Annotated in this window: 14 protein-coding genes and 1 pseudogene; 12 read left to right on the forward strand and 3 right to left on the reverse strand. The window is 72.7% G+C overall.

Going from position 1 to position 12,022, the window contains the following annotated elements; all coding sequences use genetic code 11:
• Nucleotides 1-3 precede the first annotated feature (3 nt).
• The 9 genes from ACZ60W_RS07425 to ACZ60W_RS07465 all read left to right on the forward strand — a co-directional run bounded on the left by ACZ60W_RS07425 (nucleotide 4) and on the right by ACZ60W_RS07465 (nucleotide 6,610).
• The gene (locus ACZ60W_RS07425; protein WP_469754410.1) at nucleotides 4-372 is read left to right on the forward strand and encodes a TadE/TadG family type IV pilus assembly protein; all 369 of its coding nucleotides are present in this window, start codon (nucleotides 4-6) and stop codon (nucleotides 370-372) included.
• Nucleotides 369-1,076 (forward strand): TadE/TadG family type IV pilus assembly protein, encoded by a 708-nt coding sequence (locus ACZ60W_RS07430; protein ID WP_469754411.1) that lies wholly within the window; start codon nucleotides 369-371, stop codon nucleotides 1,074-1,076. The genes ACZ60W_RS07425 and ACZ60W_RS07430 overlap by 4 nt, the downstream gene beginning before the upstream one ends.
• A complete protein-coding gene (locus ACZ60W_RS07435) occupies nucleotides 1,073-2,416 on the forward strand; it encodes a CpaF family protein (RefSeq protein ID WP_469754412.1) in 1,344 nt (447 codons plus the stop codon). The genes ACZ60W_RS07430 and ACZ60W_RS07435 overlap by 4 nt, the downstream gene beginning before the upstream one ends.
• The gene (locus ACZ60W_RS07440) at nucleotides 2,416-3,357 is read left to right on the forward strand and encodes a type II secretion system F family protein (RefSeq protein ID WP_469754413.1); all 942 of its coding nucleotides are present in this window, start codon (nucleotides 2,416-2,418) and stop codon (nucleotides 3,355-3,357) included. The genes ACZ60W_RS07435 and ACZ60W_RS07440 overlap by 1 nt, the downstream gene beginning before the upstream one ends.
• An 11-nt stretch (nucleotides 3,358-3,368) precedes the next feature.
• Entirely contained in the window at nucleotides 3,369-4,256 is an 888-nt protein-coding gene (locus ACZ60W_RS07445) for a DUF5936 domain-containing protein (protein WP_469754414.1), read from the forward strand.
• 250 nt (nucleotides 4,257-4,506) lie between these two features.
• On the forward strand, nucleotides 4,507-4,701 hold the full coding sequence (locus ACZ60W_RS07450; RefSeq protein ID WP_469754448.1) for a Flp family type IVb pilin: 195 nt from the start codon (nucleotides 4,507-4,509) through the stop codon (nucleotides 4,699-4,701).
• Between the two features lie 17 nt (nucleotides 4,702-4,718).
• Nucleotides 4,719-5,384, forward strand: coding sequence for a pilus assembly protein TadG-related protein (locus ACZ60W_RS07455; RefSeq protein WP_469754415.1), 666 nt, complete (start codon nucleotides 4,719-4,721; stop codon nucleotides 5,382-5,384).
• Between the two features lie 14 nt (nucleotides 5,385-5,398).
• A complete protein-coding gene (locus tag ACZ60W_RS07460) occupies nucleotides 5,399-5,971 on the forward strand; it encodes a hypothetical protein (protein ID WP_469754416.1) in 573 nt (190 codons plus the stop codon).
• A 9-nt stretch (nucleotides 5,972-5,980) separates the two neighbouring features.
• Complete coding sequence (locus ACZ60W_RS07465) at nucleotides 5,981-6,610, forward strand: OmpA family protein (protein WP_469754417.1); 630 nt, start codon at nucleotides 5,981-5,983, stop codon at nucleotides 6,608-6,610.
• A 242-nt stretch (nucleotides 6,611-6,852) separates the two neighbouring features.
• Here the strand turns inward: ACZ60W_RS07465 and ACZ60W_RS07470 are convergent, their stop codons facing one another.
• Nucleotides 6,853-7,797 (reverse strand): hypothetical protein, encoded by a 945-nt coding sequence (locus ACZ60W_RS07470; RefSeq protein WP_469754418.1) that lies wholly within the window; start codon nucleotides 7,795-7,797, stop codon nucleotides 6,853-6,855.
• Between the two features lie 176 nt (nucleotides 7,798-7,973).
• On the opposite strand from ACZ60W_RS07470, the gene ACZ60W_RS07475 reads away from it, so the two are divergent.
• Both ACZ60W_RS07475 and ACZ60W_RS07480 read left to right on the forward strand, forming a co-directional pair.
• A complete protein-coding gene (locus ACZ60W_RS07475; RefSeq protein WP_469754419.1) occupies nucleotides 7,974-8,318 on the forward strand; it encodes a hypothetical protein in 345 nt (114 codons plus the stop codon).
• A 29-nt stretch (nucleotides 8,319-8,347) separates the two neighbouring features.
• The gene (locus ACZ60W_RS07480) at nucleotides 8,348-9,454 is read left to right on the forward strand and encodes a hypothetical protein (protein WP_469754420.1); all 1,107 of its coding nucleotides are present in this window, start codon (nucleotides 8,348-8,350) and stop codon (nucleotides 9,452-9,454) included.
• Between the two features lie 85 nt (nucleotides 9,455-9,539).
• Here the strand turns inward: ACZ60W_RS07480 and ACZ60W_RS07485 are convergent.
• Nucleotides 9,540-9,893 (reverse strand): annotated as a pseudogene (locus tag ACZ60W_RS07485) (DUF192 domain-containing protein); the annotation flags it as partial.
• A 41-nt stretch (nucleotides 9,894-9,934) separates the two neighbouring features.
• Here ACZ60W_RS07485 and ACZ60W_RS07490 point away from each other — a divergent pair.
• Entirely contained in the window at nucleotides 9,935-10,672 is a 738-nt protein-coding gene (locus ACZ60W_RS07490) for a prepilin peptidase (RefSeq protein ID WP_469754421.1), read from the forward strand.
• Nucleotides 10,673-10,978: 306 nt separating this feature from the next.
• Here ACZ60W_RS07490 and mgrA read toward each other — a convergent pair whose 3' ends face one another.
• The gene (mgrA, locus tag ACZ60W_RS07495) at nucleotides 10,979-12,016 is read right to left on the reverse strand and encodes an L-glyceraldehyde 3-phosphate reductase (RefSeq protein WP_469754422.1); all 1,038 of its coding nucleotides are present in this window, start codon (nucleotides 12,014-12,016) and stop codon (nucleotides 10,979-10,981) included.
• Between the last annotated feature and the right edge of the window lie 6 nt (nucleotides 12,017-12,022).

Consider the following 12,022-nt stretch of genomic DNA (forward strand, 5'->3'; position numbering starts at 1 on the left):
CCCATGGCCGCGACCCGGGACGACGACAGGGGGCAGGTGGCGGTCGAGTTCGTCGGCATGGTGCCGCTCATCCTGCTCACCCTGGCCCTGCTCTGGCAGGTCGTCCTGGTCGGCTACACGTACACCCTCGCCGGGAACGCGGCGGACGAGGCCGCCCGCGCCGCGGCCGTCGGCGACGACTGCTCCGAGGCCGCCCTGCGCCACCTCGACGGGGCCTGGCGGAGCGGCGCCAGACCCGCCTGCTCCAGCGGCGGGGGCATGGTCACCGCGGTCGTCACGATCGACGTTCCCGTGCTCTTCCCCGGGGTGGGCGGACTCTTCCCCGTCAAGGCGACGGCGGCGGCGGTCGACGAGGAGGGCATGCGGCCATGAGCGGCGACAGGCGCGGTACGAGGAACGACCGGCGCGGGACGAGGAACGACCGGCGGATCACGAGGAACGACGGCCGGGAGACGTGGAACGACCGGCGCGGGAAGCGGCGTGACCGGCTCGGTGAGCGGTTGGGCGCGCGCTTCGGAAGTCGGCGTGACCGGCTCGGCGAGCGGTCGGGCACGTGCTGCGGAAGCCGGCGTGACCGGCTCCGTGAGCGGTTGGGCGCGTGCCTCGGAAGCCGGCGTCACCGGCTCGGTGAGCGCCACGACCGGTGCCGGACGTGCCAGGACCAGCCCCGGACGTGCCAGGAGCAGCCCCGGACGCGCCCGGACCGGCCCCGTAAGCGGGGCGACCGCGGCCAGGCGGCCGTCGAGTACCTCGGCTTCCTGCCCATCCTGCTGCTCGTCGGCCTCGCCGGGCTCCAGCTGGGCGTCGCCGCGTACGCCGCCCAGCAGGCGGGCACGGCCGCCCGCGCGGCGGCGAGGGCCGCGAGCAGCGACGTCGAGGACGGGCCCGACCCGGAGACCGCCGGCCGTGCCGCCGCCGGCTGGGCCACCTCCGTCGCGGTCAGCGAGGGCGGCGGCGAGGCCGTCGCCACCGTGACCGTCCGCATCCCCTCCGTCGTGCCCTTCTGGGACTTCGGCGACGTGACCAAGTCCGCCACCATGCCCCTGACCGAGACGCCTCAGGAGGACCGGCCATGAGCCTGCGCGCCCGGATCAACGCCCCCGAGGAGAAGAGCGGTCACGCCTCCCGGGAGGACGGCCACCTCGTCGCCTCCTTCCGCGCCAAGCTCCTGGAGGAGATCGACCTCACCGAGATGTCCGCGCTCGCGGCCGCCGAGCGGCGGGCCAGGCTGGAGCGCGTCCTCGGCCACATCATCAGCCGCGAGGGCCCCGTGCTCTCCACGGCGGAACGCGCCCAGCTCATCCGGCGGGTCGTCGACGAGGCCCTCGGCCTCGGTGTCCTCGAACCCCTCCTCGAAGACGCCTCCATCACCGAGATCATGGTCAACGGGCCCGACCAGATCTTCATCGAGCGCGGCGGACGCGTCGAACTCCTCCCGCTCCGCTTCGCCTCCCACGAGCAGCTCATGCAGACCATCGAGCGGATCGTCTCCACCGTGAACCGGCGGGTCGACGAGTCCAACCCGATGGTCGACGCCCGGCTGCCCTCCGGCGAACGCGTCAACGTCATCATCCCGCCGCTCTCCCTGACCGGCGCGACCCTCACCATCCGGCGCTTCCCCCGGGCGTACACCCTCCACGAGATGCTCGGACTCGGCTCGCTCGACGAGCAGATGCTGCTGCTCCTGTCCGGACTCGTCCAGGCCAAGTTCAACCTGATCGTCTCCGGCGCCACCGGCACCGGGAAGACCACCCTGCTCAACGCCCTCTCCGGACTCGTCCCGGACGGCGAGCGGATCATCACCATCGAGGACTCGGCCGAACTCCAGCTCCAGCAGTCGCACGTCATCCGGCTGGAGGCCCGCCCGCCCAACATCGAGGGCCGCGGCGCCATCTCCATCCGCGACCTCGTCCGCAACTCCCTGCGCATGCGCCCCGACCGGATCATCGTCGGAGAGGTCCGTGGCGGCGAGACCCTCGACATGCTCCAGGCGATGTCCACCGGCCACGACGGCTCCCTCGCCACCGTCCACGCCAACTCCGCCGAGGACGCCCTCATGCGCCTCCAGACCCTCGCCTCGATGTCCGAGGTCAAGGTGCCGTTCGAGGCGCTCCGCGACCAGATCAACAGCGCCGTCGACGTCCTCGTCCAGCTCACCCGGCACCCCGACGGCACCCGCCGGATCACCGAGATCTCCGTCCTCGCCTCGCACGGACGCGAACGGTTCCTCCTCGCCACCGTCGCCCGCTTCCAGGCCCAGCCGCTCGCCGCCGACGGCCGGGTCCACGGACGGTTCACCCACCACCCGCTGCCCCGCCGCGTCGCCGAACGCCTCTACATGGCCGGCCAGCCCATCCCGCAGGCCTTCGGCGTCGCCGTCACCGACGCCCACCTGGCCACCCGAGAGGCGGAGTGATGACCGACCCCTTCTGGCTGACCACGGCCGTCACCCTGATCGCCTGCGTCCTCGGCATCGCCGGCGTCCAGCTGTACGCGAGCGGGGCCCGGCGGCACGCGGCCCTCGTCGCCCGGCTCGACGAGACCGACGCGCCCGAGGCCACCGGCCGCCGCAGGCGCCGCTTCAAGGGCGTCGACCGGCGCGTCCGCCGCACCTCGCTCGGACGCAGGCTGGAGCTGCGGATCGCGGCCACCGGCCTCGACGTCACACCCGGCGAGTTCACCGTCGCCCTCGCCGCCACCGTGGCCGTCCTCTGGGTCGTCGGACAGGCCGCGCTCTCCCCGTTCTTCGGCCCCCTCTGCGGACTCCTCGGCATCTGGGTCGCCCTCGGCTACCTCAACTGGCAGCGCCAGAAGCGCATCGAGAAGTTCATCAACCAACTCCCCGAACTCTCCCGCATCCTGGCCAACGCCACCCAGGCCGGCCTCGCCCTGCGCATGGCCCTCAGCCTCGCCGCCGACGAGATGGAGGCCCCGGCCGGCGACGAACTGGAGAAGGTCGCGCAGCAGTTGTCCGTCGGCACCTCCCTCGACGACGCCCTCGGCGAACTCGCCGAACGGCTGCCCTCCCGCGAACTCGTCGTCCTCGTCACCACCCTCGTCCTCGCCAACCGTGCCGGCGGCACCGTCGTCTCCTCCCTGCGCAACCTCACCGAGACCCTGGAGGAGCGCAAGGAGACCCGGCGCGAGGTCCGCACCCAGCTCTCCCAGGTCAGCATGACCGCGTACGCCGTACCCGTCATCGGCGTCGGCTCCCTCCTCCTCATCGACAACATGCAGCCCGGCGCCCTCGACCGCATGACCGGCTCCGGCATCGGACAGGCCGCCGTCGTCGCCGCGTTCGCCCTGTACGTGGTCGGCTTCGCCGTCATCCGCCGCTTCTCCAAGATCGACGTATAGGGACGGCCGCCGTGGAACTCCTCCTCGCCCTCCTCGCCGGCCTCTCCGTCGCCGGCGCCTGCTACGGCGTCCACCTCTACCGCGCCGACGCCCGCCTCCCCGACGACCTCCGGCTCGCCCTGGAGGTCGGCGCCACCCGCACCGGCGCCGTCGACTCCGCCGTCGACCGCCTCGGCATGCGCTGGTCCCCGGCGGTCCTCCGCCTCATGGGCCCTAAACGCGTCAACGCCGTCCGCCGCCGCATCGACCTCGCCGGCAACCCCGGCGGGCTCACCATCGACCGCTACGGGGCGCGCCGCGCCGTCTACGGCTTCCTCGGCGCCCTCGGCGGCCTGCTCATGATCAGCAAGGGCTCGTACCTCACCGCGCTCCTCCTCCTCGCCTTCGGCGCCTTCTGGACCGAGGTCGGCATCTGGTCCGCCGTCCGCATCCGCAAGGACCAGATCGAACGCACCCTCCCCGACTTCCTCGACGTCCTCGCCGTCGTCGTCTCCGCCGGCCTCGGCTTCCGCCAGGCCCTCGAACGCGTCGCCGAGAAGTACGAGGGCCCCTGGGCCGACGAACTCCGCATCACCCTGCGCCAGATGGACATGGGCGTCAGCCGCCGGCAGGCCTTCGACGAACTCCGCCGCCGCAACGACTCCGAACAGGTCGCCCAGTTCGTCACCGCCCTCCAGCAGGGCGAGGAGCTCGGCGCGCCCATCGTCGACACGCTCATCCAGATCGCCAACGACATGCGGCGCACCGACGCCCAGAACGCCCGCCGCAAGGCCGCCAAAGCCGTCCCCAAGGCCACCATGGTGATCACCACGCTCATGGTCCCCGCCACCATGATCCTCCTCGGCGCCGGCCTCTTCCTCGGCACCGGAACCGACTTCGGCACCGTCACGGGCGAGTGATCCGTCCGCCCACTGACATATTCCGCCGAAACCCCTTCGTCCGTGCAACACGATGTGCCACAGTGCCAACTGAGTGTGAGGGAGGTGCACACGATGGGCCCGTCCGCCCCCGACCCGTCCCTCCCACCCGCCGACCCGACCACCCGGGCCCACCCCCGGGCCCCCGGGCCCTGTCCGCCGACCCTCCCGTCGGCGTACCGTGCCCACACGCAGGCGTCTCAACGCGGAGGGGACCACGATGAACGACGCGATGCTCAAAGCCCTGACCAAAGCCCACCTCCACCTCACCGCCCCCCGCACCACCCGCGACCGCGGCCAGACCGCCGTGGAATACCTGGGCATCATCGTGGTGGTGGTGGCGATCGTGATTGCGATCACCGGCACGGACATCGGGACGACGATCATGACGGCGATCAAGAACAAGATTGCCGAACTGACCGGATAGCCGTGCCTGGTCGACGAGTGGGGGACTCGGGCCAGGCGTTCCCCGTCTACATCGCGGTGATCGCGGGCCTGTTGTTCCTCGCATTCGTCTACTTCGCGGTGGGGCAGGCGGCGTCCACCCGCGGCGGCGCGCAGACCGCGGCGGATGCTGCCGCGTTGGCTGCGGCCCAGGACGCCAGAGAGCAGTTGCGAACCGGGTGGCTCGAGGTCATCACCGACCCCCTGCAATGGGACGGGTTCCTCCGGGGTGAGGAGTACGACGTCCCCTCCGCGTGCCAGTCGGCGGCGGACTTCGCCGCTCGGAACGACGCCGATCTCCTGGACGGCCGATGTGATGCCCTGTCCTCGGCGTACGAGGGGTTCAGCGTCACGGTGCGGACGAGGGGCAGCGTGGGCCGCTCGATCGTCCCCGGAACGGAGTCACGGCACGCCACGGCATCCGCGAAGGCCGTGATCGTGCCGAAGTGCTCCTTCCTGCCGCCTCCGGCTCAGCAGACTCCGACTCCTGATCCCGAATCCCCGGATCCCGTACCGACGGAACCCGACGAGGAGCCGGATCCGGAGGAGCAGCCCATCCTCGGTCTGACCTGCGATGGCGAAGACTGGACCGTCGACCCCGAGAACCCGACACTTCCGAGTGCCTCAGATCTGTTCACCGTTCGACTTGCCGGCGACGACGAGTAAAGGAATCACCCTGCATGGATGTTCGGTACGCACGAAAGGGGTTCGCCACCCTCGTGGTCGCGGCGGTGGCGTTCCTGGCGGTCGGTTGCACGACCGAGGGAAGTCCCAAGGAGGACAAGCCGGCATCGAAGACATCCGCGCCCCCCGCGAACGGTGGCCCGTCGCAGACGCAGCCGGCCGAAGAGCCGACGGAGACACTGGCGGTCGCCAAGGGGCAGGACGGGTTCGAGCTGACGATTCATTCCGCGGAGCGCGACGCCGGCGGATTCCTGACGCTCAAGGGGTCACTGAAGAACACCTCCGAGAAGGGACGTGCCGTCCCGGACACCGTGCGGGGTGACGAGACAGAGGTCCTCAAGCACGGCACCTCCCTCGGCGGTGCGACCCTCGTCGACGGCTTGGGGAAGAAGCGGTATTACGTTCTGAGGGACACGGATGGACGGCCGCTGACCACGACAGGGCTGGGGATCGTCTCCGCGGGTGATGCGGTGGACGTGTTCATGCAGTTCCCCGCGCCCCCCGCCTCCACCACCGAGGTGTCCTTTCAGTTGCCGACGTTCGAGCCGGCCACGCTCAAACTGTCCTGAGGTGGCGTGATGACGAAGACGAAGCGCGGGTTCGTGGTGTGGGTGCTGGTGGCGGCGGTGGCGTGGCCGGTGGGGGGGCCGGTGGCGTGGGCGGATGACGGGCCGGGGGCGGCGGGGAGCGCGTCGCCGGCGCCGGTGATCGACGCGGACGCGGCGGGGCTGATGCTGCCGGACGGGGCGACGCTGGCGCCGGCGAAGGTGCTGGACATCAAGCAGATCGTGGAGGAGGAGGGCGGGGAGCAGCGGCGCCAGGACACGAACGTGGACGTGACGTTCGCGCTGCAGGCTGAGGTGCTGTTCCCGAAGAACAGCGCGAAGCTGGGCGCGGCGTCGACGGCGCGGATCGCGGCGATCGCGGCGGAGATCAACAGGATGGGCTCGGGACGGGTCCGGGTGTTCGGGTTCACCGACAACCTGGGGACGTACGAGCACGGGCTGAAGCTGTCGAAGGAGCGGGCGGTCGCGGTGCAGCAGGTGCTGGCGCGGAGCCTGGATCCGGGGACGACGTTCGACATCCGCGGGTACAGCGAGGACTACCCGATCGCCGACAACGGGACGGAGGAGGGGCGGAAGAAGAACCGCCGGGTGGAGATCTCCTTCCCGAGGACCTCCGGCTCGGGCGTGGGAACGAACCCCTAGGCGGAAACGATCGCCTGGGCGGGGACGGTCGCCTGGGCGGGGAGTGGACCGGTGCGGGTACGGACCCCTAGGGCCTGTCGTCAAAATCCCCTCTGCCCCGCGACGCCTGGCACGCGCTCTCGCCGCGCCGGGCGAAAGCGCGAGTACGTCCAGTACGAGCACTTCCCCCCGGCACGCCGAGAGCACGCACCAGACGCCGCGGGGCCGCCCTTCGGGCAACGAGGGGATTTTGACGACAGGCCCTAGGCGCGGGCGGGCCCCTGGCGGGACAGTTCCGTGAGGGCGGTGAGGATCGTGGCGGTCATGCGGTCGGGGTGGTGGAAGACCTCGGTGGCGGTGAAGCGCAGGACGCGGCGGACGGCGGGGCAGGACTGGAGGGCGTTGAAGCGGGCGATGTCGCGTTCGTGGGCGCGGCGGGTGCCGTGGAAGGCGTAGCCCTCGATCTCGACGGCGAGGCCGACGGCGCGGAAGAGGAAGTCGGGGCGGAGGGGGCGGCCGTCGGGGGTGTGGAGCGTGGGCTGGGATTCGGGGAGCAGGGCGGCGTCCCGTATCCGCAGGCGGGCGACGGTCTCGGCGGGGGAGCCGGAGGCGGGTTCGGCCCAGGGGAGCCAGGCGCGGGCGCGGGCGGCGCCGCGGAGGGGTGCGGCGAGTTGGGCGGCGAGGTCCTCGTAGCGGACGAGGGCGTCGCGGCGGACGCCGGCGACGGCGCGGGGGGCGAGCGCGGAGTCGGCGACGACGACGGCGTGGTCGCGGTCGGGGGAGTGCCGTATGAGGTCGGCGACGGTCCGGGCGGGGGTGGTGGTCCGCAGTCCGCGCCGGGTGGTGCGGTCGCCGGGGGCGAGGAGGGCGGTGGTGTGGACGCGGGTGCGGTGGTGGCGGGCGGGGCGGGCCGGCGGCGGGGCCGTGAAGTGCAGCAGGTCCGGTGGGCCGCCGTCGAGTTGTTCGATGCGGTGGAGGCGCGCGGCGGTGCCGTGGCTGCAGACCAGGTCGGGGCGGAGGAGCTGGTGGGCGGTGGCCCTGACGCGCCAGTCGACCTCCTTGCCGGGGGCCGCCCAGGCGCCGCGGCAGATCCGCCGCCAGCCGTCGCGGTGGAGGCGGGAGGTCAGCCGGCCGGGCGGCCAGCCGGCCGCGAGGGCGCGGGCCGTCAGGAGGACCCCGCCCCTGGCGAGGGTCGCCAACTCGTACATACGCGCAACGATCCACGGAAGAGGGACACTTCGCACCCCCTGTGGAAAACCCGGCGAAAGACGTCGTCAGGAATGCGCAAAAGTGGCGGGACGTATCCGCCGGGCAGGAGCATTCTGGACGGATGACGACGACTCCGAGCGAGACGCCGAGCGAGACGCCGAGACAGACTCCGAGCGTGCAGCTGGTCAGTGATCTCGTCACCACGATCCCCGAGTTCCGGGACGCGTACGAGGTCCATGTCTTCCATCAGGGCGGTGTCCAGCCGCACGTGTTCTTCTGGGACGTCGTGCAGGACACGGTCCGTTCGTTCCTCGGCGAGGCGCCGGCGGCGGCGGACTGGCGGCGCACGCTGGCGTTCCTGGAGGAGCAGATCTGCCGTGGTGTGGTCGGGATCGACGAGGTCATCGTCACGTCCTTCCTGGGGGACCTGCCGTCGCCGCACGAGCCGGGGCACGGGATCGTGCAGCAGCTGGGGCCGGTGATGGCGGCGAGGTTCGGCCGCATAAGGCCGCAGGGCTGAGCGCGCGGCGGTGCCGGGATAATCGCTCCATGCCCCGGCCCGTCTTCCTTCCCCGCACCCCCCTGTCCGCAGCCCTCGGCGGCTATGTCGCGGCCCGGCTGATCGGCCTGGTGGTCCTGGCGGTGGCCGCCGCGGCGGCCGGCGAGGACGGGCTGCACCGGCTCAAGGGGCGGTGGGACGCCGTCTGGTACGTCCGGATCGCGGAGCACGGCTACGGGTACGAGGTCACCCTGCCGAACGGCGATGTCCACGCGGACCTGGCGTTCTTCCCGCTCTTCCCGGCGCTGGAGCGGGGGCTGTCGGCGGTGCTGCCGGTGGACGCGGCGACGGCCGGGCTGCTGGTCGCCTGGGGCGCGGGGGTCGCCGCCGCCTGGGGGATCTACCGCTGCGGCGCCGTGGTGGCGGGGGAGCGGGCCGGGGTGCTGCTGGCGGTGCTGTGGGGCGTGTACCCGACGGCGTTCGTGCAGTCGATGGCGTACACGGAGACGCTGTTCACCGCTCTCGCGGCGTGGTCGCTGTACGCGGTGCTGCGCGGGCGGTGGATCCTGGCGGGCGCGTTGTGCGCGGCCGCGGGACTGACCCGGCCGACGGCCGCCGCGCTGATCGCCGCGGTGGGGATCACGGCGGTGGTGACCGTCGTTCGGGAGCGGAGGCTGCCCGCGCGGACGGCGGTGGGGGTGCTGCTCGCCCCGCTGGGCTGGCTGGGGTACGTGGTCTACGTCGGGGTGCGGCAGGGGAGCGCGACCGCCTACTTCGACGTGCAGGCGGCCTGGGGGAACTCGATCGACGGAGGGGTGGCGCTCGCCCGGTTCATCGTGGGGCTGCCGTGGCCGGCGGCGCTGGGGCTGTGCGCGGCGCTGGGACTGCTCGGCTGGCTGGTGGCCCTGTGCGTGCGGCAGGGGCAGCCGCTGCCGCTGCTCGTGTACACGATCGGGGTCGTGTTCGTCTCCCTGGTCGGCGCCGCGTACTTCGGTTCCCGGCCGCGCCTGATGATGCCCGCCTTCGGGCTGCTCCTGCCGCCGGCGGTGGCCCTCGCGCGCGTGCGGACCCGTGCGGTCGTGCCGGTCGTCGCGGGGCTGGCGCTGGCCTCCGCCGCGTACGGCGCCTTCACCCTGCTCGGCTCGGGCCCGCCGTGACGCCGCCCCCGCCCCCGCCCGTGTCCCCGCGCCCGTCTGTGTCCCCGTCCCCGCCCGTGTCCCCGCGCCCGTCTGTGTCCCCGCTCCCGTCCGTGTCCACGCGTACGCGTGCTCCCGGGCGCAGTCCCCAGGCGGCCATCGCGCCCGCCTCGGCTTCCAGGACGTGCCGGCCGCGGGGGCGGATCATGCCGAGCCGGCCGGGCCGCATGGTGACGACGGAGAGGACCGTGAAGGAGCGGTCGAGATAGGCGACGTCGATGGGGAAGCGCATCCCGAAGGTGTGCACGCTGTTCGTCCGCACGATGAGCAGGGCGCCGGTGAGCCCGTCGCGTCCGAGGAGTCCGCGGCGCCGGGCGCGGAGGCCGGCCGCGATCTCCAGTGGCCGGGCCGCTCCGTCGGCCACGGTCAGCGTCCCCGTTCCGTCCACCCATTTCCCCATGCGACAGACCGTAGCGGTCCGGGGACCCTAAGGTCAGGTGCGTGTACCTCGCCCTGATCGCCTTCGCCGCCCTGTGGGGGGCCGCCGTCGGGCTGCTCGTGCCGCGGGCGGCGTACCGGTTCTCGGTGGAGCCGGAGGAGGCGTGGCGGGACCGCTGTCCCGCCGGACATGTGCTGGCCGGGCCGGGCAGGGGCTGGCTCGGCGGACCGGGCCGGCGGGAGTGCGCGACGACCCCCGCCCCGCGCACGGCGTCCGTGGTGACCGCCCTGGCCTGCGCGGCGCTCGCCGCCGCGACCGGCGGGCCGCGGCCCGAGCTGGCGGTCTGGCTCCTCGCCGTGCCCTTCGCCGTTCTGCTCGCGTCGGTGGACGCGCGGGTGCGCCGGCTGCCGGACGAGCTGACGCTGTCGCTCGCCGTGGCGGTCCCGCTGCTGCTGGGTGCGGCCGAGCTGCTGCCGTACGACGCCGGGTCCTGGCGGCTGGCGCTGCTGGGCGGCCCTGCGCTGGGCGGGGCCTATCTGGTGCTGCACCTGATCAGCCCGGGCGGTCTGGGGCGCGGGGACGTGAAGCTGGCGCTCCCGCTGGGCGCCGCGCTCGGCTGGTACGGCTGGGGAGTGCTGTTCAGCGGGGCCTTCGCGGGGTTCCTGTTCGGCGCGGTCTACGGCCTCGGGCTGATGGCGGTGCGGCGGGCCGGGCGGTCCACGACGATCCCGTTCGGGCCGTTCATGCTGGCGGGCGCCCTGCTGGGCCTGCTCCTCGGGGCGTTCACCGCGCTGCCCTGAGCGCCGCGACCGCCCCGGGAAGCCCGCGGGGCGTCAACGCCGGGCCTCTCCCGGACGGTCCCTCGTGGGAGGGACGGAAGTCCGCCGCCACGCCGGGGCGCAAACCCGCCACCAGGGCTCACAGCCCTTGTCCCGCTTGGGATCCGACCGATCCGGCGGTGTTCGTCCGCCGCGCGTGGCGCGCAGGACGACTATCGAAGGGTTATGGTGGAAACCCCCCCTCGGGCCGGTCCGTATCCCCCCCACGGACCGGCCCGTTTTCTTGTCCGGGTCCCCTCGGGGAGGACCCGCCCCCCCCGTGCGGCGTCAGCCCCGGCCGGCCCAGATGTTCGTGCCCTCGGTGTCGACCGCGAACGAGTCGATCTCCCGGAGCTCGTCGGCGGTGAGCGGCGGGGCGGCGAGCGCGGCGACGTTCTCCTCCAGCTGGGCGACGCTGGACGCGCCGATCAGCGCCGAGGTCATCCGCTCGTCGCGGAGCACCCACGACAGCGCCAGCTGCGCCAGGGACTGCCCGCGCCGTCCGGCGATGTCCGCGAGGCCGCGCAGGCGCCGCAGCACCTCGTCGGAGAGCAGGTTCGGGTCGAGGGACTTGCCCTGGGTGGCCCGCGAGCCCTCCGGGATGCCCTTCAGGTACTTGTTGGTGAGCAGCCCCTGGGCGAGCGGCACGAAGGAGATGCAGCCCATGCCGGCCGCCTCCAGCGTGTCGAGGAGGCCGTCGGCCTCGGTCCAGCGGTTGATCATCGAGTACGACGGCTGGTGGATGAGCGGACGGACGCCCATCTCGCGCAGGATCCGCGCGGCCTCGGCGGTCTGCTCGCTGTTGTAGGAGGAGACGCCGACGTAGAGCGCCTTGCCCTGCTGGACGGCGGAGGCCAGGGCCCCCATCGTCTCCTCCAGCGGGGTGTGCGGGTCGAAGCGGTGCGAGTAGAAGATGTCGACGTGGTCGAGGCCCATCCGCTTCAGGGAGGCGTCGAGCGAGGACATCAGGTACTTGCGGGAGCCCCACTCGCCGTACGGGCCGGGGTGCATCTCGTAGCCGGCCTTGGTCGAGACGATCAGCTCGTCGCGGTAGGGCGCGAAGTCCTGGGCGAAGAGCTTGCCGAAGTTCAGCTCGGCGGAGCCGGGCGGCGGCCCGTAGTTGTTCGCCAGGTCGAAGTGGGTGACGCCGAGGTCGAAGGCGCGGCGGAGGATCGCGCGCTGGGTGTCGAGGGCGCGGTCGTCGCCGAAGTTGTGCCAGAGGCCGAGGGAGACGGCGGGGAGCTTGAGGCCGCTGCGGCCCGAGCGGCGGTACTCCATGGCGTCGTAGCGGTCCGCGGAGGCGCGGTACAGGGGGGAATCAGTCACGTATCT

The sequence above is a fragment of the Streptomyces sp. NPDC104202 genome, from assembly GCF_055584185.1.